The following is a 20,334-nucleotide window of genomic DNA, read 5'->3' as shown; positions in this document are numbered from 1 at the left end:
AATGTACTAATCAATACGATATGATTTCTTAATTAAGTATATTAAATTTAACAAAATATCAACAGTTAATCAATGCCCATTATTACTTTAACAACCGATTTTGGAGAGAAAGATCACTTTGTTGGAGCTATAAAGGGTGCTATCTATAACGAATCTGAGAATTTAAAAATTGTTGATATCACTCACAGTATTAATCCGTTTAATATTCAGGAAGCTGCTTATATACTGCAAAATGCATATCAAAGTTTCCCCAAAGGGAGTATTCATATTATCGGGGTAGATGCAGAACTTAACGCCGAGAACAAACATATAGCCGTAAAGCTTAATGAACATTTTTTTATTGGGGCCGACAATGGCATTTTAACGCTTTTAGCTTCTGAATTCCGTCCGGAAAAAGTAGTCGAAATCAATATACATGACCGGGTAGAAAGTGTTTTTCCCGTGCTTGATGTTTTTGTTAAAGTAGCCGCTCATATAGCCCGCGGCGGAACGCTGGAGGTAATAGGGAAAGTTACCGACAGGCTTAAACCTATCAAACAGTTGATGCCTATTGTCAGTTCTGATCAAACTCAGATCTCCGGAAATGTAATATATATTGACAATTACGGAAATGTAGTTACCAACATATCGAAAAAACTCTTTAACGGTATCCAAAAAAACCGCAAGTTCGAGCTTTCGGCACGGAACCATAAGTTTACTGTTATTTATGACAAATACAGTGATATTGTCAACTTTAACCTTGATGATAATAAACGGGATTACGACGGTAAAAAATTGGCTATATTTAATTCTCAGAACAATATAGAGATCGCCATATACAGAAGTAATCTCAATACCGTAGGGGGAGCTTCGTCCCTGCTTGGCCTTGATTACAGAGATACGGTAAGTATTAAATTTATTGAAGACTAGTACAACGATTAAATTATGTTTGTAAGGATTGTAAAAATGCATTTTGAAGAAGATAAGATTGAAGATTTCTTATCGCATTTCCATAAAAACAAACAATATATACGAAACTTTAACGGATGTCGTTTCTTAGAATTATATCAAGATAAAAATCAGCCTAACATCTTTTTCACCTATAGCTATTGGGAACACGAAGATGATCTGGAAAAATACAGGCACTCAGAGCTTTTTAAAAAGGTTTGGAAAACCACAAAAGAATGGTTTAATGCAAAACCGGAAGCTTGGAGTGTACATAAAGTTGTAAGTTTACCATAGTATGACTACCATTTTAAAACGTGAAATAAACAGCTTCTTTGCATCGCCTATCGCCTATTTGGTCGTTGGTGCTTTTTTATTGCTTAACTCGTTATTCCTCTGGGTTTTTAAGGGAAATTTCAATATATTCGATAATGGTTTTGCCGATCTTAACAGCTTCTTTCAGCTATCTCCATGGATCCTCATTTTTCTTATACCATCCATTACCATGAAGAGCTTCTCCGATGAAAAAAAATTGGGAACACTGGAACTATTACTCACCAAACCCATTAGTCCGTTAGAAATTGTATTAGGAAAATACCTGGGAGCCTTTATTCTTACCATTATTACTTTATTACCGACATTACTCTATGTGGTCACCATCTGGAAACTCGGTAACCCGACTGGAAATATCGATATGGGAAGCACTATAGGATCTTATTCGGGCTTGCTATTTCTATCGGCTTCATATACGTCGATTGGGATCTTTACATCTACGCTGTCCGGTAATCAGATTGTTGCGTTTATCATGGCCGTTCTTATTTGCTTTATATTCTATTACGGGTTTGAAGGTATTTCAGGCCTTTTCGGAAACAAGGCCTCCTTTCTTACGGACATTGGTATGAAGGTACATTTTGACAGTATTTCAAGAGGGGTTATAGACTCCAGAGACCTTATCTACTTCGTAAGTGTCTGTATTCTTTTTATTGTTTTAACTACCTTAAAAATAACTCCTAAACAGCCATCGTAATTGAACTATTATAAAAAACATAGCAAATCGGTTATTTTAACAATTGTTGTTCTCATAATTGTTCATTTTATTTCGAATAGATTTTACTGCAGAATAGACCTTACCCAGGATCAAAGATATACTGTTTCTGAAACTACAAAAGATATTATAAAAACCCTTGATAAACCGGTAGTCATTGATATCCTTCTGGCAGGCGACCTGCAACCGGAATTCAGAAAACTACAAACAGAGGTCAAGCAACTCTTAGAGGAGTTTACTGCTACAAACCGTCTTATTCAGTTTAATTTTGTAGATCCGTTAGAGGATGATCGGGATAAGAATAAAACGATTACCGGTCTTCAGCAATTGGGTTTAACCCCTCTAAACGTTACTGTCAGTGAAGGCAGCAAAGTATCGCAGGAATTTATCTTTCCCTGGGCTGTAGCCAATCTGGAAAATCAATCGGTTAAAGTTTCATTGCTGAAAAACAAGCTAGGTGCCACCTCCGAAGAACGTGTAAACAATTCTGTACAGCAGTTGGAATATGTATTTGCTGATGCCATTAAAAAACTAACCATCAGGGAAAAGAAGAAAATAGCTGTTTTAAGGGGTAATGGCGAACTTGAAGATATTTATCTATCTGACTTCCTGACCACACTAAGAGATTATTACAAAATAGCCCCTTTTACCTTGGATTCTGTCAGCAATAATCCTCAAAAAACACTAGAAGATTTAAAAGAGTACGATCTTACGATTATTGCCAAGCCCACTGAAAGGTTCAGCGAAGAAGAAAAATACGTCTTAGATCAATACACCATGCATGGAGGCAAGTCAATCTGGCTAATAGACCAGACCGTTGCCGAACTGGACAGCTTATTTAATGATCAGGGTAAATCGATTGCTTTCCCAAGGGATCTGAATCTGAATGACCTGTTCTTTAAATACGGAATACGGATCAATCCGGTGCTGGTGAAAGACCTGTATTTTACTCAAATTGTCTTGGCTTCAGGGACAGGAAATGACTCTCAGTACAATCCACTACCCTGGTTTTATTCACCAATGGTCTTTTCTGACAACAGCCACCCTGTCAACAATAATATCGAAGCTTTACGCTTTCAATTTGCCAATAGCATTGATACTATAAAAAGCAGCACCAAAAAAACTATTTTACTCAGCAGTTCTCCGTTATCAAAAACAGAAGGTACTCCAAGAGAGATCAGCTTGGATATTATCGGCCGGCAACCGGACAAAAATTCTTACAACAACGGAAACCAACCTCTGGCTGTACTCCTTGAAGGTTCGTTTAATTCGGCTTATCAAAATCGCATCAAACCGTTCAATACGACAAACCCAAAAAATACCGGCGACGACACCAAAATGATTGTAATTGCCGACGGTGATCTTATCGGGAATCAAATACGAAACGGAAGGCCCCTGGAATTAGGGTATGATAAATGGACCAATAATTTCTATGGCAACAAGGAATTTCTGTTAAATAGCGTAAATTATATGCTGGATGACAGCGGACTTATAAACATTCGCTCTAAAAAAGTTGAGCTGCCATTTCTGGACACGGAAAAAGTTGCCAACAGCAAAAAGCTTTGGCAGCTTGTAAATACAGGGGTTCCCGTTATTTTACTATTGATATCAGGATGGATTTTTAACCTTATCCGACGTAAAAAACACACATCTTAAATGTTAATAAGTTATTTTCGGTAAAAAATACAATTCAAATATATTTGTAATATCAGTGAAGCCCTTGTTTAGTTAATAAACAAAACCTTTCACTTCTGTACAAAAAAGAGAAAATTGTAAACCGATGAAATTTATAGTATCAAGTTCGTACTTATTAAAACAATTGCAAGTTTTGGGTGGTGTCATTAATAACAGTAACACCCTGCCTATTCTAGATAATTTCCTTTTTGAATTAGATCAAAATAAATTAACGGTATCTGCATCTGACCTGGAAACTACCATGAGTTCAGAATTAGAAGTTGAGTCTGATGCCACCGGTAGTATTGCCGTACCGGCACGTTTATTATTAGATACCCTGAAAACTTTTCCAGAGCAACCGTTAACGTTTGTTACCGAAGACAACAACACCATAGAGATTAGCTCTAACCACGGTAAATATGCTTTGGCATACGCAGACGGGGAAGAGTTCCCTAAAGCTGTTGAACTTACTGACCCCAGCGCGACAAATATGCTTGGTGATGTATTGGCAACTGCCATCAGTAAGACTATTTTTGCAACGGGAAATGATGATCTAAGACCTGTAATGAGCGGGGTATTTTTTCAGTTTTCACCTGAAAATATCCGTTTTGTATCTACCGACGCTCATAAGCTGGTAAAATACGAACGTTCGGATATAAAGGCTTCTGAGGTAGCTGAATTTATTATGCCTAAAAAGCCGCTTAATTTACTTAAAGGGATTCTGGCTGGTAGTGAAAGCGATGTTAATATAGAATACAATGAAAGTAATGCTAAGTTTACTTTTGATAATTTCGAATTGATCTGTCGTTTAATCGACGGAAAATATCCTAATTACGAAGCCGTTATCCCTAAAGAGAATCCTAATAAACTTAATATCGACAGAACACAGTTTTTGAATTCTGTAAAGCGTGTCTCCATATTCTCGAATAAAACAACACATCAGATTCGTCTGAAAATAGCCGGTGCCGAGCTTAACATCTCAGCAGAAGATATTGACTACAGTAACAAAGCTGAAGAAAGGCTTACGTGCGACTATCAGGGAGATGATATGCAAATAGGTTTCAACTCGCGTTTCCTGACAGAAATGCTCAATAATCTTAATTCTAATGAGGTGCAGCTTGAAATGAGCCTGCCAAACAGGGCCGGAATCTTAACTCCGGTTGATGGTTTAGATGAAGGAGAGCACATTACAATGCTGGTAATGCCGGTGATGCTGAACAACTAAGCACCTAACCAACCCCCTATATATCTATCGCCTGTGGAACTATACTTTACAGGCGTTTTTTTTGCCCGAAAGTTTAGAATGCTTAACGGATAATACGGTTCCCGCCCCTAGAAGGCTTAATGGTTTTTATTATTGAAGAACTAAAGTCATAACGGTTATTGCCATGAATGCCGAATCCAAATGAGAATATCAGGGAAATACGCTATAAGGTATAAAAAAGTCCGGTTATATGATCTGCTAATTTATTTAAACGGGTTTTCTCATTATTAATTGATTCTCTTTCCCCATAATCAATGATCTTTTGATTGATTACATTATTAAAACGATAAGATTTTGGGATTGTTACAAAAAGCACTATAGCCTATGCCAGACAAATTGAACTGTAAATCGTATTTTTGCACAAATCATTTTTTGATATGCAATCTCAAGACAATATCATAGCATTAGCCACCCCCGGTGGTGCAGGCGCCATAGCCATTATCCGTATTTCGGGAAACGATGCTGTTACTATTGTAGCTCCGTTCTTTAAATCAATAAAAAATAAAGACCTCAGAAAACAAAAATCGCATACTTTACATCTGGGACACATAGCAGATGGAGATAAGGTGCTGGATGAGGTGCTGGTTTCTGTTTTTAAAGGACCTCACTCCTATACCGGAGAAAATACCATAGAGATCTCATGCCATGGTTCTCCCTATATTCAACAGGAGATCATACAGTTGTTCTTAAGAAACGGATGTAGAATGGCCGATGCCGGAGAATTTACACTAAGGGCATTTTTGAACGGTAAGATGGACTTGAGCCAGGCAGAAGCCGTAGCTGATCTGATTGCTTCTGACAATGCCGCTTCTCATCAAATTGCGATGCAACAAATGCGTGGTGGATTCAGCAATGAGATACAGAAGCTTCGTGAAGAACTTTTAAACTTTGCTTCTCTCATAGAACTGGAGCTCGATTTTGCCGAGGAAGATGTAGAATTTGCGGACCGAACACAATTTAAGATTCTGGTAGATAAAATAGAGCATGTTCTAAAACGCCTGATTGACAGCTTTGCTGTTGGAAATGTAATTAAAAATGGTATCCCGATAGCTATTGTAGGAGAACCTAATGTAGGAAAATCCACATTGTTAAATGCCATACTTAATGAAGAGCGCGCCATTGTTAGCGATATTGCCGGAACTACCCGCGATACCATAGAAGATGAGATATCTATTGGCGGGGTCGGTTTTCGATTTATCGATACCGCCGGAATACGTGAAACCCAAGATGTGGTAGAAAGTATCGGGATCAAAAAAACCTTCGAGAAGATAGAACAATCTCAGGTGGTTGTATATCTTTTTGATAGTTCGCTACCGTTTACGAATCAAATAGACCACAAACAGGTACAGGTAGAAATTGAAAAAATCAAAAATAAATTCCCTTTAAAACCATTGGTAATCATTGCCAATAAGGTTGACAAACTTGACAACCGTCAAATTTCAGATCTCAAGTCTCAAATTCCGGACATACATTTTCTTTCCGCCAAAACCGGACAGGGAGTTGAGGAGCTGACCAATAAGCTTTTAGAATTCGTAAATACAGGCGCTTTACGTAACAATGAGACGATCGTTACCAATACCCGTCACTACGATTCCCTGTTAAAATCCCTTGAAGAAATCGAAAAAGTAAAATTCGGGTTACAAGATGAACTTTCAGGCGACTTGCTAGCAATCGATATCCGCCAGGCTTTATATCACCTTGGTGAAATTACAGGTGAAATATCATCTGATGACCTGTTAGGGAATATTTTTTCGAATTTTTGTATTGGCAAATAGACAGCAATTTTTTTTGAATTCATTTAACCTTAAATAACTGTAAACAAGTTATTTAAATATTTTCTTTTTACCCTTATTTTCTATTTGTAGGATAATTATTTCAATAATTTTACACCCCATTTACACCTCGTTTTAGTATTTTTGTGACGAGGTGTAAATTTTACACCTCGGATGTCCCTTATGTCCCTTAATGACTCTTAATTAACCAATATCATCCGATAAGGACCTTAAAAAGCATCAAAAATGAGTTCAAATATTGAAATAATACGTATTTGTGAGTTTTGCCATAGAGAGTTTGTAGCAAAAACAACCGTGACCAAATATTGTTCTCATAGATGTAATAGTAGAGCGTATAAGGCAAAGGTTAAGGACAATAAAATTCAGAAATCCAATGCCGAAACGATTAAAATTAAAACTCAGGCTTTTGAAAACAAGGTCCAGGAAATCGAACTCATTAAAACAAAAGATTTTTTAACTGTAAAGGATATCACAAAACTTATTAATTGCTCAAGACAGTCTGTATATAAAATGATTAAGTCGGGAAGACTAAGGACAATTAATATTGAAATGAATAAGATTATCGTTGAGCGATCAGATCTTGATAAATTATTTAGCTATGAATAAAATTGATTTAGAGGTTTTAAAGAAAAAAGAAATGCTTTCGGTAAAAGAGGTTGCCATACTTTTAAATTGCTCAGAAAAATCAATTTATAGAAATATTCACCATGGACGTATTAAAGCTGTGAATTTTGGTAAAAGACTTACTAGAATAAAGCGATCGGATATTGATAACCTATTTGATTAGTAACATCAATATTGGAGTTTAAAACTTTTGATACTAACTTAAATCAAAGAATATGAAAATACATCTTAGAAAAAAGAAGTTAAAATCAGGAAAGACTAGTCTCTATATTGAATTTTATAAAGGACATAAAACCGATGCCAATGGTAAAACTAAACTTATTCGAAAGTTTGAATACCTAAATTTATATATAGTTACCAATCCTAAAACAGCAAAGGACAGGAAGAAGAACAAAGAACAGTTAGAACTTGCTGAGCAGATTTTAGCCATTAGAAAAGCTGAAGTATATCAGGGAAAATATCAATTCCATAATAAATTTAAAGATCAAATTAGTTTTCTAGATTATTATGAGCAGAAGAAAGAAGAACGTTATGAAAATAAAGGTAACTACGATAACTGGGATGCCGCACAAAAACACCTTAAACAGTATTGTGCTCCACATATAACCTTCGCCGATGTAAACATAGATTTCATTAAAGGGTTTAAAAAACATTTAGATACGGTAGCTGTAACCAAAAGTCAAAAAAAACTCTCTCAAAACACTAAGCATACCTATTTTAATAAATTTAAAGCCTGTTTGAATGCAGCTTTTGAAGAAGGTTATTTAAAAGAAAACCTAATTAAAAAGGTGAAGGGTTTTGCAATGGGTGAATCTACCAGAGAATATCTTACCTCTGATGAGTTACAAACCTTATCAAAAACACCATGTTCCATTCCATTATTGAAACGCGCATTTCTTTTTTCATCACTCACTGGAATTAGATGGTCTGACGTTAACAAATTAAAATGGTCAGAAGTCAGAGATGAAGGAAATGATGATTCCGGTAATTCTACATTCAGAATTGTTTTTCAACAGAAGAAAACCGATGGTGTTGAATATTTATATATTTCTAAACAAGCAAGAACTATCCTCGGAAAACGTAAACAACCAAATGAACGAGTATTTAAAGGACTTCGTTATAGCGCGCATATGAATCTTCAATTACTTCGTTGGTGTATGGATGCCGGCATCACTAAACACATTACTTTTCATTCTGCCAGACATACCAATGCAGTACTATTGTTAGAAAATGGTGCAGACATTTATACGGTTTCAAAACGACTTGGTCATCGTGAAATTCGCACAACAGAGATCTATGCTAAAATCATAGACAAGAAAATGAAAGAAGCTGCTAATTTAGTTCCGAAACTGGAATTATTAGATGATATTGGGTAACATAAAAATAGTCTTCAGGATTGCATCATTACCTGAAATAAAATCAGTCAGCCTTAGCAAATGGTTTTGATTAAATGATGTGAATACATGCCTTGTAAAATATGATACTCCTCATTTCCTAAGGTGCATTTAATGCAATATAGTTGTGTTTTCAATGTTATAAGGCGTTAAAAGATCTTATTAGTATAATATAAAGTACATTATTGTCAGCATAAAGAAATTGAGGAAAGCCACTAATTAAAGTTGTAAAACTAGAATTTGATAATATTGTATCTACAAATAAATTGATATTTCAGAGGTTTTAATTGACTTAAAACGAAGATTTCTTGAGATTCAAATTGACGTTTCTTTAATTTTCATTGTTAATAACTCTATTTTTCAACACTTTAGCACAATAGAATTTAATAGCAAATCATATCTTTTCAAATTCCATGAAATGAGCTTAATTATTTTTAAAATCATTTGAACCCAAACAAATACAAGCCACTAATAGTCAGTATTTTGTGAATAACAAACTTACACGTAGCACCATTTAAACCTTCCTTCTTTTTACTTTTATTTCTAGAATTCTACTAAAAGAAACAAAGCGCTTTGTTCATTATTAATCTTTAAATCAGATAAAATGGACAACATCAAATTACAAGAGAAACTCGATAGGATTGAAAGTCTCCTATTGGGTTCTAAAAAAGTACTCACTTTGGAAGAGGCTTGTCATTACACTGGTATATCCAGAAGCTACCTTTACAAGCTAACCTCTGCAGGCATCATTCCTCATAGTAAACCCAATGGGAAGATGATATTCTTCGATATTGACCGCCTTAATCAATGGCTATTAAGAAATGATCGCAAATCCAAGTCTGAATTGCAAAAACAGGCATTGGATTATGTCCTGAAAAAACGATAGGCCAACTTAACATCGGCTTCCATATTAGTCCTTTAGACTGTAAATCATAGTTATATGAAAACAATACCATATATAAGGGTGGGTACAACGTATTATAAATTAGTCAAGGCTCCAACCATTTCGGGTCATTTTAATGAATTGCTGGTGACCTGGAACGCACACATCATAAAACAAGATCATGGAAAGGATTTTCTAAGCAAGGTTCCAAAATATGATGGGTTTACCTGTATCCCAAGCCATATCGACTTTAAAAAGGAGCACCATAACTTTTATAATATATACTCTCCACTACAAAGCATTCCAAAAAAGGGAAGTATTAAAAACACATTGTCATTTATTGATCATGTTTTTGGGAAGCAAAAGGAGTTAGGGCTTGATTATTTGCAGCTATTATACCTAAGACCCACACAAATCCTCCCCATACTTTGTTTGGTCTCCAAGGAACGTAGCACCGGAAAAAGTACTTTTTTAAAGTGGTTAAAAGAGATTTTTGAAAACAACCTTACCTATTTGACCAATGATAGTTTCGGAAGTCAGTTTAATGCTGATTGGACCAATAAGTTACTTATCTGCATAGATGAAGTGCTCTTTAATAAGGAGGAACTTACCGAACGCATCAAATACCTAAGCACCACCAATAGGAATAAATTGGAGGCCAAGGGTAAGGACAAAAGAGAGGTTGAGTTCTTCGGAAAATTTATTCTCTGCAGTAATAATGAAGAAAATTTTATCAAAATTGATGCTAATGAAACCCGTTTTTGGATTCGGAAAATACCATCTTTAAAAAAGGAAGAAACAAACTTTTTAGAGCTCCTTATCCAAGAAATCCCTGCTTTTCTTTATTTCCTGATTAACCGCAAACTCAAAACCAATCAGGCTACCCGAATGTGGTTCACCTCAAAAGAGATTTATACTCCGGCGCTCAACAAGTTAATAAAACACAATCGAAACAGGGTGGAAAAAGAACTGGCAAGCATTCTATTGAGTGCTATGGACAAGTTCGAACTTGACTCCATTGACATCTGCCCTATTGATGCTTTGCATATTCTTAATAAAACAAGGGTGAGGACAGATCTTACTCAACTAAGACGGCTGCTGAAAAAAGAATGGAAACTAGAAAATCAGAAAAATTCAAATAGCTATCAAAAGATCACCATTTGGAGTAATGGGGAGATCAATATGGAAGACGCTAAAGGAAGATACTTCTCTGTTCAAAAGCAATTTTTGACTAAAAATTTTGATGAATTGATGACAGATTAGGCCTATCCCAGCATTCATAAGGCATTAGGCCGTCATCAAATTGTCATCACTCTGTCATCAAAATAATAAATGATGACTGAGATAAAAGTAACAAAATCAAAAATGATGAAACGATGAAAAAACGATGAAGCTGGGAAGCCAGTACTGTAAAGGAATTACCCGGGATGGTCATCAAATCATCAAAAAAAATAAAATATAGACTCATGAAAAAAGAAATATTAAATTGTGAAAAAGCCCGTAGTATTTGCATCGTGCAAACACTTGCTAAACTAGGGCACTTTCCCAATAGAAAATCGGAGAAAGAAGCTTGGTTTCTAAGTCCACTACGGTCAGAAACCCAAGCCTCTTTCAAAGTGTCATTAAAATTAAATCGGTGGTATGATCATGGAGCAGGTATTGGTGGTAATGTAATAGACCTGGTATGCCTTATTAAACAATGCTCGATTAAAGAAGCGCTACATCTTCTAAATGATGAAAGCATTCCTTTTACCACTGAGGCGCCAGTATCATATCCTGATAATAGCGGTATAGAAATATTATCAGTAAAAAAGTTACAACACCCTGCCCTACTGGACTATTTAAAATCAAGAGGGATTGACTATAAGATAGCCAGCCGTTATTGCTATGAAGTAAACTACACATGTAAGGGTAAAAAGTATTTTGCTATTGGGTTACAAAATAGATCTGGAGGCTATGAACTAAGAAATAAATTCTATAAAAATGGGTCTTCTCCAAAAGATATCAGCCTTTTTAAAACCAACCAAACAAGCCTTATTATATGTGAGGGATTGTTTGACCTGCTTTCTCTTTTATCCTATTCCCCCACCTTAGCAACGATTCATGATTTTTTAGTACTGAACTCTGTGGCTTATATCAAAAGAACAACTAAGCTTTTAACAGATTACAAGGCTATTTATCTCTATCTGGATCGTGATAATGCAGGAAGAAAAGCAACTCAATATTTACTTACACAAAACCCTCATTGTAAGGATATGTCCAATTTATATGAAGGATTTAACGATTTGAATGATTGGTGGTTATTTCAAAAGCAACAATCCGGCTGAGTAAGAATTTCAAGATGTGTTTTTGTTGCCACAAAAACAATCTTGCTTTGCGCCCGGAGGTTGCAAAGAGGTATTCATGGTTTATAATTAAGTAAAAACACAATGGCTAAATCTAGAAAAAAAATAAAGACTACTTATATCAAATTTCGGTGTTCCCGATTTGAGAAAAGGCTCTTGCAGGTAAAAGCCAAGAGAGCCAATTTAAGTCTGAGCGCCTATTGCCGGATGGTGGCTCTGGATGATAAGATTGTAGAGCGGTTTACCGATCAGCAGATAGAAATTTACAAAACGCTCCTACAGTATCACCACAACTTTAAACGCATTGGAAATATGTTTAAAAAACGGAACCCTAAGCTACAACAGGAAGTCTATCAATTGGCAGAGGAGATTAAACACCATTTAATGAGTTTTAAAAAATGATAGGTAAAGGACAATCCATAGCACATACCGGGGCATCCATGCAATATGGATGGAACCAAGAAAAGGAAGCAGAGGTTGTTTACAAGCAACATCTTTGCGGAGAGAATCCGAAAGAAATCACCAAAGAGTTTCAGGTCGTTCAACAAACCAATAATAGATGTAAAAAGAACACCTTGAGTTTTGTTATAAGTCCCACTGTTGAAGATGGTAAAACGTTGCGTAAAAAGGAGCTTGCCAGAATTACCGAGAAGTTCGTGGAAAATATGAGACTTAAAGAGCGGCAGGCCATTGCTTTTGTACATCGAGATAAACAACACCTTCACATTCATTTGTACGTAAATAGAATCGATTTTAAAGGACAGACCTACAATGACAGCTTTATTGGCAAAAGAAGTCAGCAGGCGGCTGAAAAGACCGCTCAGGAGTTGGGGCTGACCACCGTAAGGGAAGTGCAGCAACAAAAGGAACAATCCTTAAAACACATTCGAGATCAAATCAGGCAGATTCATGAAAAAGTGATGCACAATAAGCGACCTAAAGATTTTGATCAATACATCAAACAGATGCAAAAGCATAAAGTGAAGGTCATTCCCTTCATTAACAAATCAAATCAATTACAAGGGTTCCGGTTTGAGTATAAGGCACATAATCTTAAAGGAAGTGAGGTCCATCGAAGTATGACTGGCAGTAAACTAACCCTAGCCATTTCTAATCATAATCAAAGAGGGTTAAAAATGGTAAAGGATAATAGTATTAAACTACTAGGAAAGACAACATTGTTATCTCCCAACATAGCTACTAAACTGGCTGAAAAGACATTAAAGCAACTCATTAAAAAAGCAATCGATACAGGAATCGGGTATTAATACTATGAAAACATGGCAAAACTAGAAGAAATAGCAGAATTGTTAACCGAAGAAATACAAGGGTTTAATGCAGCTATTGAGAAGCTTGAAAAACTTTCAAAACAACTATCGAATGTACAGGTAAAGGCAGATAGTTCTCAGATTCAATTTGTATTAAAGGAACATCTTAGAAAGATGGAACAATACGATCTTTATAACAAAGGTGAATTAAAAGGTATTCATGCAATTATTACAAAAGCAAGGGTCATACCTAAATGGATGATTGTGTTATTCTATACGATAACTGCTTTACTCTTGTTATCGGTTGGATATAGCTTTTATCAGCGGCACCAAAATCAAAAAACACAAGATGAAATGAAATCGCTTAAAATACATTTTAATCGATTTCTAAAAGAGGTTCCGGAAGCTGACGCTCATTATAAAGCCTGGATTAATAAAAAAGAACCAAAAGCAAAATAGGCAAGTTATGGAAAGATTATGGGGCTTTGCTGGGTGCTGTATTGAAGCTTTGTGTTCCATAACGGATAAAACAAATTATATGCGGAGGTCGCATTAACATTATATGTAAATGCATATAATGTTGTGCTAATCAATGATTTTATATGTTTTTACATATAATTTGAAAGTGCTAGTTTTTTTGGCAGGAGTAGAATTACTTGACTGTCCAACGGATTGAAGATGTGCGTTTTTGAAATGGGGCTAACAATCACTTTAATGAACATCTATATTGTGTACCATATTAATGATATTTTAATTCTACCCAAAGAAACAGCCATGTTTGTCTTCTTTCACTACATCAATCAACTTTTCTAAATGAGATGATTTTGGAAATGGTTCATAAATTTCCCAGTTTCCATTTGCACGCATCCAGTATAGATTCCATTCTTTACGTGACTTATAAAATCGGATTTTTGCAAATTCTATATTTTGAATTTCATTAGGGTTATTCCAAACTGGTCGGATTGCATAAAGTATAGCTGTTTTACCATCATAAGTATAACCGTAATCAAGTTGTTTACGAATTTTTAAATCTTCCGGTCGTATTGATGCTACAAATCTTTTTATGGTCGATTCGTTGATGTCTAATGTATTTTTTGTCATTCGGTTGATGTTCTAGAAATAAGGTTAACGATTACTTTAATCATCATATCTTTTTCATTGGGGTTGCTTTCAGCTATTAATAACGTTAATGCAACTAATGCATTATCAGGGATAACCTTACTACCATACTTGGTAAATAAAATATTGTTTCTATCTAAAAACCATACAAACAGATAAGCCGCAATTCTTTTATTGCCATCAGAAAATGAATGGTTTTTAACCACAAAGTACAGTAAATGGGCAGCTTTTTCTTCGATAGTTGGATAAAGATCTTCGCCGGCAAATGTCTGGTAAATGTTTTCGAGCGAACCTTTAAAAGAATCGTCTTTTTCCCTTCCAAAGAGTCCTTCAAACTTAGTTTGTCTCCCTAATTCATCAATAGCTTTTCGGGCTTCTTCGTAGGAGATTTTATACACCTCCTGGCTCCCCTGTTCCGGCAAACTCAAGCGTTGGTGATCATAATCATCTAATAGGTCTAACGCCCGGGAATATTGAGCAATGATTTTTATAAGACCTGTCGACTCGTCAGTATTAAGCGGATATTCTGAAATTACTTTTTCTTGTAACTGGACCACGTTTTTTAGTTCCTGTAACTGTTGAGTTCTTTCCTGAAGAAGTTTTTCGTTGACAGCATAACCTTGTAATAAATACTCTTTTAAAATTTTATTAGCCCATTGCCTAAACAATATTCCTCTTTTGGAATTAACTCTGTAACCTACGGATATAATCATATCAAGATTGTAATGAAGTCTACTTCTAGCCACGTCACGACTACCCTCTTTTTGAACTGTTCGGAATTTCCGAACAGTTGCTTCCTCATCTAGTTCACCAGAATCTATAATATGTTTAATATGTTCACTAATATTTGCTTTACTAGAGTCGAAGAGCGTTATCATTTGTGCTTGGGTAAGCCAAACCATTTCCGCTTTAAACGCTACATCAATCTGCGTTTGGCCATTCTCCGCCTCATAAATAATTATTTGTTCTTGTTCTTTCTCCATAGCAAATACAATATTAGGAAATTAATACCAGAAGGTACTTTAACCATTTTCGAATTGTATGTAATAGCACAATTCATTAGATAGGAAAGTTTATGTCTTCTTTTTAAGCATATGGTAAGCTTCATCGAGAAACTCACCTTCCTCAAAGGGTAAAAGTTGAACGGCAAGTTCCAAGGTTTTTTGAATCTCTTCCTCAGGGCACTTCACAAATGAAGGTGAAAAAGAATCTCCCTGACTAGCCAATATACACACGTTCAATAAGGCTTCAATAGTAACAAATAGGTCTAAATAGCCCTTAAATTCTAAAAAAGAAGCTTTAAATCTATCCTCTCTAACATTAGAAGGTCGTATCGTGTTTAATTTCCCTTGGGCTAATGCCTGTAATTTTTTGATCTCTTTCTTTTTCATGGTCATTAATTTTTATCTAATTCCTTCATCAAATCACTAACCTGGTCCAAAAACTCCATTTCCTCATAAGGCATAAGATTAGTGACCAGTTTTAAAATCTCACCGATATTAAATTCCGGTTCTCCAACGACAAAATCGGCTACATAATCGCCCTGTAAGGCCATAATACATGTTTTTAGTAAATACAAGGTAAGATCCATTGCCTCTCGATAATTGTCCAGGGGCAATAGTACCATATCCTTTTCAGGAATACCCGGACAGGGTTCCAACAATGTAAGATGGTTGCTGCTCAACTTTTTTATTCTCTGTAATACAACTTCTTTTTCCATTTTCACCAATTTCATCAATCGTCAAGTTTATTTCTTAATTTTTCTTCTCTGTAGTATTGGTTGATAACATCCATAAAAGCTTCTTCTCCCTGTGGCATCAAACGATTTGCTATGGTTAATGCTTGACGGATATAGTCTTTTTCATTTCTTCCAGATATATCATCTTCACTAAGTTCAGGATCAATCACTCTTAAAGCAAGATGCGTGAGTGCTCGAACCGTAAATAATAATTCTGCATGATTATTTACATAAAAAAGACTCACCTGGAATTTATCTTTAAAAAAACCATGCGGTTTTAATGTTGGATGATGATCCATAGCTTGGTTTTTCAAACTCTGAATCAAATTTTCTTCATTTGAATTCATAACAGACTTGTTTTAACATTAAACTTCTTTTATATCTATTTTTGAAAGTATTTTTGAGATCTCATCAAGACAGACCATCTGCTTCCTAGGGAGTAAACCGATTATAAACTCTAAAGCAACCACAACATTACCTTTAGGATTTGAGTTTGATAAAGGAGATAATCCAAAAGTTTCTTGACCTTCCAATGCCAGTACACATGTTTTTAATAAGCACGAAATACTAAACATTAATTCGTCGTTATCGCCTATGGAAAACTCACTTTTCTGCATAGGTTTACCATTACATTGATATCCCGCTGGTTTTAAATGTTCTTTCCGGTTGGATAATTCCTCTGTAATTTGATCTAAAAGTCCTTTATATGTTTTAGTTGGAAATGGTGGACTGTCATCAGGAGGTTTACATGAACTCTTTACTGCTGTTATATTTTCAGAATGTTCACAAGCCTCTAGTTTATCATAAAATAACTTACTTACAACAGTTTCAACCACGCTTGCCTTTTTTAAAATGAGATCAATTTGTTCTTTGGTGATATGGTAATTATTACCATAACGAGTGGTTACATATGCGTCATCGAGTAGTTTTAACAGTATTCGCTCCTCCTCTATTTCGGTATTAAATAGCCTTCCAAGTTGAGGAGCAAATACATTGAGGTATGTTTGCAGTTCTTTAATGTTATGACTCTTACGCTCCTTGCCCATAATAAACAGTGCTGCATAGCGATACCACAACTCGATATATTGATGAAGCATAAAAGCAGCCTGAGGGTAATTTTCCTTTTCAATGAAAAAGACTGTTCCATCCATAAAAGCCATTATTTTAGTGTATTCCCTTTGAAAGCTAGCTTCTATGTTATTTACTGCTTTTTCATTAGCTGTATATTCATGGAAAACATCCAATTCAGAATCTGAATCTTTAAAGACCACCTTACCCCACCTACACCCATGTAAAAAGAACAAGTTCCCTTTCCTCAATTGCTGTTCGGCGTATTCAAAAGAAAATATGCGGAACAGTGAGTCCGTTTCTTCCTGGAATATTTTGGCGACCATGGCAGATAATTCCTGGGTTAAAGACGAACAGTTACCTTTAAGGATTATGACAAATAAAAATGTTCCAAAACAGTCTGTTTTGTAGATATACTTTAGCTCTAATAGGTTATTTAACCTACTAATTATTTGCCCTCTTTTGCTTCTTAAATCTTCCATCATGATAACATATTATGTTATTTTGTCATACTATTATATGACAAATATATAAAAAACCACAATATGTCATATTAAAATATGACAAGAATGTCGTATAATAAAATGACATTTGTTGTATGACAAAGGATCAATTAAAAAAGAAAGTAGGAAAACGAATCATTGAATTAAGAAATAAGAAAGGATGGAATCAGTCCGATCTTGCTCGTGCTTGTGGTAAAGATAGGCAGGCCATTGAAAAATTAGAAAATGGAAAGGTTAATCCAACTATTTATTCTTTATACGAATTAGCTAAAGTTCTGGAAGTAGACTTATTTGTTTTGCTTAAGTTTTAAGGATTATGTTATCAATTAAATTCTACTTTAAAAACAAACCCAATATATGGAGGTGTAAATAATAATGTTTTGTATAAAAACAGGAACCCTCCACGATTTTCTTATTCTCATAACATTTTTCGATTTCAACGTTCCACTAAATAACAGGAATCTATGAAGTGCAGTATGAATTTGAAAAGTAATTATGCTGAGAAGAAAGTTATGTCTTGAGAGACTCCTACTTCCCCCGTTTGGCACGAACAACTTGCAGTTATCAACTTATCCTAACTTCACAAAGTATTTTATGTTCAATAAATGCCACTTGCTTCCCAGCCAACATACAAACATTTAAATTACAAACAACCTCACTTCATTAAAAGACATTAAAAGTGATTTTCTGAAATAATATTGAGAAAAGATATTTAATAAACCACATAGGGGTTATCTTTATTTTGGTTTATGGTTTACCTTAATCTGGTTTGGTAATTTTTAGGTTTCTTTGGAAGAATAAATCAATTATTAAACAGTTTTAAATAAAATTCTTTGCCTGTCCCTCCCTATTTCAACACCAGTTTTTTCTATATTTACAGTATTTCGATAAACTATTCTATAGTTTCCTCTTATTTACTATTATATTATTTTAATAAAATACCTTTTAAAATATTAGTTTTATGAATTATACTTTAATTATTAAATACATTACATTTTACCTTAATGAGAACTATCTAATTAATCAGATTCACGGTCGTTAAAATGTTAATTCTGAATCAAAAATAAACCTACAGGTTGATTTTATGGAAATATTCCGTACATTTGACGAACAATATCAAGGCATATATATAGCAAAATTTGTTAATTGTCCTTTTTACCAAACACCCAATGAGTATGAAACAGAATTGGATAAAATACAAAATGAACTCCAAGATCCATTATTTGTGCGCAATTTTATCAAATCTACTAATTCAGGATGGAAGCAAGGTGCATTTAAAAATCATAATTTAACTTATTTAGCAACTGATGTATTACAAGAATCTGCAGATCTTTTTGACAAATTAGATGAATTAACTGAAGAATCACAGAATGGTGATTGTTTTGATCTTTTATTTGATGAATTTAAAGAATTATCAAAATCAGAACGTTATGATGATCCGGGAAGGCGAAAGATGTATACATACACCCATGGGTCTTTAATCCGATTGTATGGGGTGCTTGTTGGAAATAACGCCATTATTCTAACGGGAGCCGGAATTAAATTGGTTGACAAAATGAATCATTCGAAAGCTTTAAAAATGGAGCTTAAAAAAATGACTTATTTGAAAGCTTGGTTAAAACAAGAGAAAATTACTGATGCTACAGAATTATAATATGGATAAAAACTTAAATAAGGCAGTTACTAAAACATCTCTGAGGTGGAAAAAACGAGCAAAAGAAGATCGTACCAACAGACGAAATATTTCAAGAGCTCAAGATTTCGCTTTAGAGCTATTGGAGTACATGGAATCAAATAAGATTAAACAAGTTGATTTAGCAAATAAAATGGGAGTAAGTGCACAACAGGTTAACAAAATTTTACGCGCAAAAGCTAACCTAACATTTGATACTTTAGACAAAATCGCTGATGCACTAGAGGTGAGTATTACCTCCCCAAAAATTAAGCCGATTTCGAATATACATAAATCTGTCCTTCATTACTCTATGCAAGTTGTTCATAAGCGTAAACAAAAGGTAATAGAAGAAATCGTTACTTCAAAAAGAATCACTAAACGGAATCCTGTTTTGAACACCAATATGAAAAATATGGATTCGTATAGATATACAGCAAATCAAATTTAGTATAGGTAATGACTTATAATCAATTAGGCTTCGCTTTCACAGGGCTTCGTACTGTATCTTTTGCAATTATTGATACTGCCTACAAAAAAACTGGTGAAACAAATCTTATTACAGGTTTGGGGTTCGGTTTGGATATTGATGATCATATTGTTACTTGTAATACTCGTTTTTCTTTTGAAAAAAAGAAAGGTCAGCCTTTTCTTTTACTTGAAGTTCAAGCTACATTTGAAATTGAAAAAAATGATTTTTTAAGTAAAATAAAACAAGGAGAACATAAATATATTGTAAAAAAGAATCTGGCTGTTCATTTTGCGGTATTAACTATCGGATCTGCACGAGGTATTTTACATGCTAAAACAGATGGCACTCCCTTTAATGAATTCATACTACCTACAATTGATGTTAATAACATGCTTCAAGAAGATGTACGTTTTGAATTTTGATCAATTAAATTTGATCTCATTCTTAACTCCTACAAACTACAATTTAGTAAAAACTGGTAAATTAAGTCCATCTAAAACTTTTGTTTTGCTAGAATTTAAGATTAAGAGTTTCCGTAAGGAGATTGG

The 20,334-nt window shown here is 34.6% G+C and carries 25 protein-coding genes; 19 read left to right on the top strand and 6 right to left on the bottom strand.

The window, feature by feature from the left end; translation table 11 throughout:
* Nucleotides 1–72 precede the first annotated feature (72 nt).
* The 15 genes from MQE36_RS11830 to MQE36_RS11760 all read left to right on the top strand — a co-directional run bounded on the left by MQE36_RS11830 (nt 73) and on the right by MQE36_RS11760 (nt 13,673).
* The gene (locus tag MQE36_RS11830) at nt 73–909 is read left to right on the top strand and encodes an SAM hydrolase/SAM-dependent halogenase family protein (protein ID WP_242936185.1); all 837 of its coding nucleotides are present in this window, start codon (nt 73–75) and stop codon (nt 907–909) included.
* Nucleotides 910–924: 15 nt separating this feature from the next.
* Nucleotides 925–1,221, top strand: coding sequence for a putative quinol monooxygenase (locus MQE36_RS11825; protein WP_242936184.1), 297 nt, complete (start codon nt 925–927; stop codon nt 1,219–1,221).
* A 1-nt stretch (nt 1,222) separates the two neighbouring features.
* Nucleotides 1,223–1,951 (top strand): gliding motility-associated ABC transporter permease subunit GldF, encoded by a 729-nt coding sequence (gene gldF / locus MQE36_RS11820; RefSeq protein WP_242936183.1) that lies wholly within the window; start codon nt 1,223–1,225, stop codon nt 1,949–1,951.
* On the top strand, nt 1,952–3,625 hold the full coding sequence (gldG, locus tag MQE36_RS11815; protein WP_242936182.1) for a gliding motility-associated ABC transporter substrate-binding protein GldG: 1,674 nt from the start codon (nt 1,952–1,954) through the stop codon (nt 3,623–3,625).
* Nucleotides 3,626–3,749: 124 nt separating this feature from the next.
* The gene (gene dnaN / locus MQE36_RS11810) at nt 3,750–4,868 is read left to right on the top strand and encodes a DNA polymerase III subunit beta (protein ID WP_242936181.1); all 1,119 of its coding nucleotides are present in this window, start codon (nt 3,750–3,752) and stop codon (nt 4,866–4,868) included.
* A 416-nt stretch (nt 4,869–5,284) separates the two neighbouring features.
* Nucleotides 5,285–6,682, top strand: coding sequence for a tRNA uridine-5-carboxymethylaminomethyl(34) synthesis GTPase MnmE (gene mnmE / locus MQE36_RS11805; protein ID WP_242936180.1), 1,398 nt, complete (start codon nt 5,285–5,287; stop codon nt 6,680–6,682).
* Nucleotides 6,683–6,925: 243 nt separating this feature from the next.
* Nucleotides 6,926–7,306 (top strand): helix-turn-helix domain-containing protein, encoded by a 381-nt coding sequence (locus tag MQE36_RS11800; protein ID WP_242936179.1) that lies wholly within the window; start codon nt 6,926–6,928, stop codon nt 7,304–7,306.
* Nucleotides 7,299–7,487, top strand: coding sequence for a helix-turn-helix transcriptional regulator (locus MQE36_RS11795; RefSeq protein ID WP_242936178.1), 189 nt, complete (start codon nt 7,299–7,301; stop codon nt 7,485–7,487). The genes MQE36_RS11800 and MQE36_RS11795 overlap by 8 nt, the downstream gene beginning before the upstream one ends.
* 52 nt (nt 7,488–7,539) lie before the next feature.
* Nucleotides 7,540–8,700: a site-specific integrase gene (locus tag MQE36_RS11790; RefSeq protein ID WP_242936177.1), complete on the top strand. Its 1,161-nt coding sequence runs from the start codon at nt 7,540–7,542 to the stop codon at nt 8,698–8,700.
* A 622-nt stretch (nt 8,701–9,322) separates the two neighbouring features.
* Nucleotides 9,323–9,604, top strand: coding sequence for a helix-turn-helix transcriptional regulator (locus MQE36_RS11785; RefSeq protein ID WP_242936176.1), 282 nt, complete (start codon nt 9,323–9,325; stop codon nt 9,602–9,604).
* Between the two features lie 54 nt (nt 9,605–9,658).
* Nucleotides 9,659–10,864, top strand: a complete 1,206-nt coding sequence (locus MQE36_RS11780) for a primase-helicase family protein (protein WP_242936175.1) — start codon at nt 9,659–9,661, stop codon at nt 10,862–10,864.
* A 203-nt stretch (nt 10,865–11,067) separates the two neighbouring features.
* Nucleotides 11,068–11,928 carry a toprim domain-containing protein gene (locus MQE36_RS11775; RefSeq protein ID WP_242936174.1) on the top strand — a complete coding sequence of 287 codons (861 nt, stop codon included), beginning with the start codon at nt 11,068–11,070 and terminating at the stop codon, nt 11,926–11,928.
* 102 nt (nt 11,929–12,030) lie between these two features.
* The gene (gene mbpA / locus MQE36_RS11770) at nt 12,031–12,348 is read left to right on the top strand and encodes a mobilization protein MbpA (RefSeq protein WP_242936173.1); all 318 of its coding nucleotides are present in this window, start codon (nt 12,031–12,033) and stop codon (nt 12,346–12,348) included.
* Nucleotides 12,345–13,214 carry a relaxase/mobilization nuclease domain-containing protein gene (locus MQE36_RS11765; protein ID WP_242936172.1) on the top strand — a complete coding sequence of 290 codons (870 nt, stop codon included), beginning with the start codon at nt 12,345–12,347 and terminating at the stop codon, nt 13,212–13,214. The genes mbpA and MQE36_RS11765 overlap by 4 nt, the downstream gene beginning before the upstream one ends.
* A gap of 12 nt (nt 13,215–13,226) precedes the next feature.
* Complete coding sequence (locus MQE36_RS11760) at nt 13,227–13,673, top strand: DUF6730 family protein (protein ID WP_242936171.1); 447 nt, start codon at nt 13,227–13,229, stop codon at nt 13,671–13,673.
* A gap of 297 nt (nt 13,674–13,970) precedes the next feature.
* Here the strand turns inward: MQE36_RS11760 and MQE36_RS11755 are convergent, their stop codons facing one another.
* The 6 genes from MQE36_RS11755 to MQE36_RS11730 all read right to left on the bottom strand — a co-directional run bounded on the left by MQE36_RS11755 (nt 13,971) and on the right by MQE36_RS11730 (nt 17,624).
* Nucleotides 13,971–14,315: a DUF3024 domain-containing protein gene (locus MQE36_RS11755; RefSeq protein ID WP_242936170.1), complete on the bottom strand. Its 345-nt coding sequence runs from the start codon at nt 14,313–14,315 to the stop codon at nt 13,971–13,973.
* Nucleotides 14,312–15,316, bottom strand: coding sequence for a virulence RhuM family protein/type II toxin-antitoxin system death-on-curing family toxin (locus MQE36_RS11750; RefSeq protein ID WP_242936169.1), 1,005 nt, complete (start codon nt 15,314–15,316; stop codon nt 14,312–14,314). The genes MQE36_RS11755 and MQE36_RS11750 overlap by 4 nt, the downstream gene beginning before the upstream one ends.
* Before the next feature lie 90 nt (nt 15,317–15,406).
* A complete protein-coding gene (locus tag MQE36_RS11745) occupies nt 15,407–15,724 on the bottom strand; it encodes a hypothetical protein (RefSeq protein ID WP_242936168.1) in 318 nt (105 codons plus the stop codon).
* A gap of 5 nt (nt 15,725–15,729) precedes the next feature.
* Entirely contained in the window at nt 15,730–16,068 is a 339-nt protein-coding gene (locus tag MQE36_RS11740) for a hypothetical protein (RefSeq protein ID WP_242936167.1), read from the bottom strand.
* Nucleotides 16,068–16,418: a hypothetical protein gene (locus MQE36_RS11735; protein WP_242936166.1), complete on the bottom strand. Its 351-nt coding sequence runs from the start codon at nt 16,416–16,418 to the stop codon at nt 16,068–16,070. Before MQE36_RS11735 ends, MQE36_RS11740 begins: the two co-directional genes overlap by 1 nt.
* A gap of 18 nt (nt 16,419–16,436) precedes the next feature.
* Complete coding sequence (locus tag MQE36_RS11730) at nt 16,437–17,624, bottom strand: HEPN domain-containing protein (protein ID WP_242936165.1); 1,188 nt, start codon at nt 17,622–17,624, stop codon at nt 16,437–16,439.
* 113 nt (nt 17,625–17,737) lie between these two features.
* Here MQE36_RS11730 and MQE36_RS11725 point away from each other — a divergent pair, with 113 nt between their 5' ends.
* The 4 genes from MQE36_RS11725 to MQE36_RS11710 all read left to right on the top strand — a co-directional run bounded on the left by MQE36_RS11725 (nt 17,738) and on the right by MQE36_RS11710 (nt 20,208).
* The gene (locus MQE36_RS11725; protein ID WP_242936164.1) at nt 17,738–17,953 is read left to right on the top strand and encodes a helix-turn-helix domain-containing protein; all 216 of its coding nucleotides are present in this window, start codon (nt 17,738–17,740) and stop codon (nt 17,951–17,953) included.
* A 773-nt stretch (nt 17,954–18,726) separates the two neighbouring features.
* Nucleotides 18,727–19,296 carry a hypothetical protein gene (locus tag MQE36_RS11720; protein WP_242936163.1) on the top strand — a complete coding sequence of 190 codons (570 nt, stop codon included), beginning with the start codon at nt 18,727–18,729 and terminating at the stop codon, nt 19,294–19,296.
* A 1-nt stretch (nt 19,297) separates the two neighbouring features.
* Entirely contained in the window at nt 19,298–19,765 is a 468-nt protein-coding gene (locus MQE36_RS11715; RefSeq protein WP_242936162.1) for a helix-turn-helix domain-containing protein, read from the top strand.
* Nucleotides 19,766–19,773: 8 nt separating this feature from the next.
* Nucleotides 19,774–20,208 carry a hypothetical protein gene (locus MQE36_RS11710; protein WP_242936161.1) on the top strand — a complete coding sequence of 145 codons (435 nt, stop codon included), beginning with the start codon at nt 19,774–19,776 and terminating at the stop codon, nt 20,206–20,208.
* The last annotated feature ends 126 nt before the right edge of the window (nt 20,209–20,334 follow it).

The sequence above is a fragment of the Zhouia spongiae genome, from assembly GCF_022760175.1.
GTDB lineage: Bacteria > Bacteroidota > Bacteroidia > Flavobacteriales > Flavobacteriaceae > Zhouia > Zhouia spongiae.
This window is presented reverse-complemented; position numbering and strand designations above follow the sequence as displayed.

What these genes read in the sequence shown, in the direction of transcription:
- mnmE (WP_242936180.1), top strand. Translation starts at nt 5,285, where the DNA reads ATGCAATCTCAAGACAATATCATAGCATTAGCCACCCCCGGTGGTGCA.
- MQE36_RS11795 (WP_242936178.1), top strand. Translation starts at nt 7,299, where the DNA reads ATGAATAAAATTGATTTAGAGGTTTTAAAGAAAAAAGAAATGCTTTCG.
- MQE36_RS11800 (WP_242936179.1), top strand. Translation starts at nt 6,926, where the DNA reads ATGAGTTCAAATATTGAAATAATACGTATTTGTGAGTTTTGCCATAGA.
- dnaN (WP_242936181.1), top strand. Translation starts at nt 3,750, where the DNA reads ATGAAATTTATAGTATCAAGTTCGTACTTATTAAAACAATTGCAAGTT.
- MQE36_RS11710 (WP_242936161.1), top strand. Translation starts at nt 19,774, where the DNA reads ATGACTTATAATCAATTAGGCTTCGCTTTCACAGGGCTTCGTACTGTA.
- MQE36_RS11715 (WP_242936162.1), top strand. Translation starts at nt 19,298, where the DNA reads ATGGATAAAAACTTAAATAAGGCAGTTACTAAAACATCTCTGAGGTGG.
- MQE36_RS11735 (WP_242936166.1), bottom strand. Translation starts at nt 16,418, where the DNA reads ATGAATTCAAATGAAGAAAATTTGATTCAGAGTTTGAAAAACCAAGCT.
- MQE36_RS11830 (WP_242936185.1), top strand. Translation starts at nt 73, where the DNA reads ATGCCCATTATTACTTTAACAACCGATTTTGGAGAGAAAGATCACTTT.
- gldF (WP_242936183.1), top strand. Translation starts at nt 1,223, where the DNA reads ATGACTACCATTTTAAAACGTGAAATAAACAGCTTCTTTGCATCGCCT.
- MQE36_RS11720 (WP_242936163.1), top strand. Translation starts at nt 18,727, where the DNA reads ATGGAAATATTCCGTACATTTGACGAACAATATCAAGGCATATATATA.
- MQE36_RS11785 (WP_242936176.1), top strand. Translation starts at nt 9,323, where the DNA reads ATGGACAACATCAAATTACAAGAGAAACTCGATAGGATTGAAAGTCTC.
- MQE36_RS11775 (WP_242936174.1), top strand. Translation starts at nt 11,068, where the DNA reads ATGAAAAAAGAAATATTAAATTGTGAAAAAGCCCGTAGTATTTGCATC.
- MQE36_RS11725 (WP_242936164.1), top strand. Translation starts at nt 17,738, where the DNA reads ATGACAAAGGATCAATTAAAAAAGAAAGTAGGAAAACGAATCATTGAA.
- MQE36_RS11780 (WP_242936175.1), top strand. Translation starts at nt 9,659, where the DNA reads ATGAAAACAATACCATATATAAGGGTGGGTACAACGTATTATAAATTA.
- MQE36_RS11760 (WP_242936171.1), top strand. Translation starts at nt 13,227, where the DNA reads ATGGCAAAACTAGAAGAAATAGCAGAATTGTTAACCGAAGAAATACAA.
- MQE36_RS11765 (WP_242936172.1), top strand. Translation starts at nt 12,345, where the DNA reads ATGATAGGTAAAGGACAATCCATAGCACATACCGGGGCATCCATGCAA.
- MQE36_RS11740 (WP_242936167.1), bottom strand. Translation starts at nt 16,068, where the DNA reads ATGAAATTGGTGAAAATGGAAAAAGAAGTTGTATTACAGAGAATAAAA.
- mbpA (WP_242936173.1), top strand. Translation starts at nt 12,031, where the DNA reads ATGGCTAAATCTAGAAAAAAAATAAAGACTACTTATATCAAATTTCGG.
- MQE36_RS11730 (WP_242936165.1), bottom strand. Translation starts at nt 17,624, where the DNA reads ATGATGGAAGATTTAAGAAGCAAAAGAGGGCAAATAATTAGTAGGTTA.
- MQE36_RS11755 (WP_242936170.1), bottom strand. Translation starts at nt 14,315, where the DNA reads ATGACAAAAAATACATTAGACATCAACGAATCGACCATAAAAAGATTT.
- MQE36_RS11750 (WP_242936169.1), bottom strand. Translation starts at nt 15,316, where the DNA reads ATGGAGAAAGAACAAGAACAAATAATTATTTATGAGGCGGAGAATGGC.
- MQE36_RS11790 (WP_242936177.1), top strand. Translation starts at nt 7,540, where the DNA reads ATGAAAATACATCTTAGAAAAAAGAAGTTAAAATCAGGAAAGACTAGT.
- MQE36_RS11745 (WP_242936168.1), bottom strand. Translation starts at nt 15,724, where the DNA reads ATGAAAAAGAAAGAGATCAAAAAATTACAGGCATTAGCCCAAGGGAAA.
- MQE36_RS11825 (WP_242936184.1), top strand. Translation starts at nt 925, where the DNA reads ATGTTTGTAAGGATTGTAAAAATGCATTTTGAAGAAGATAAGATTGAA.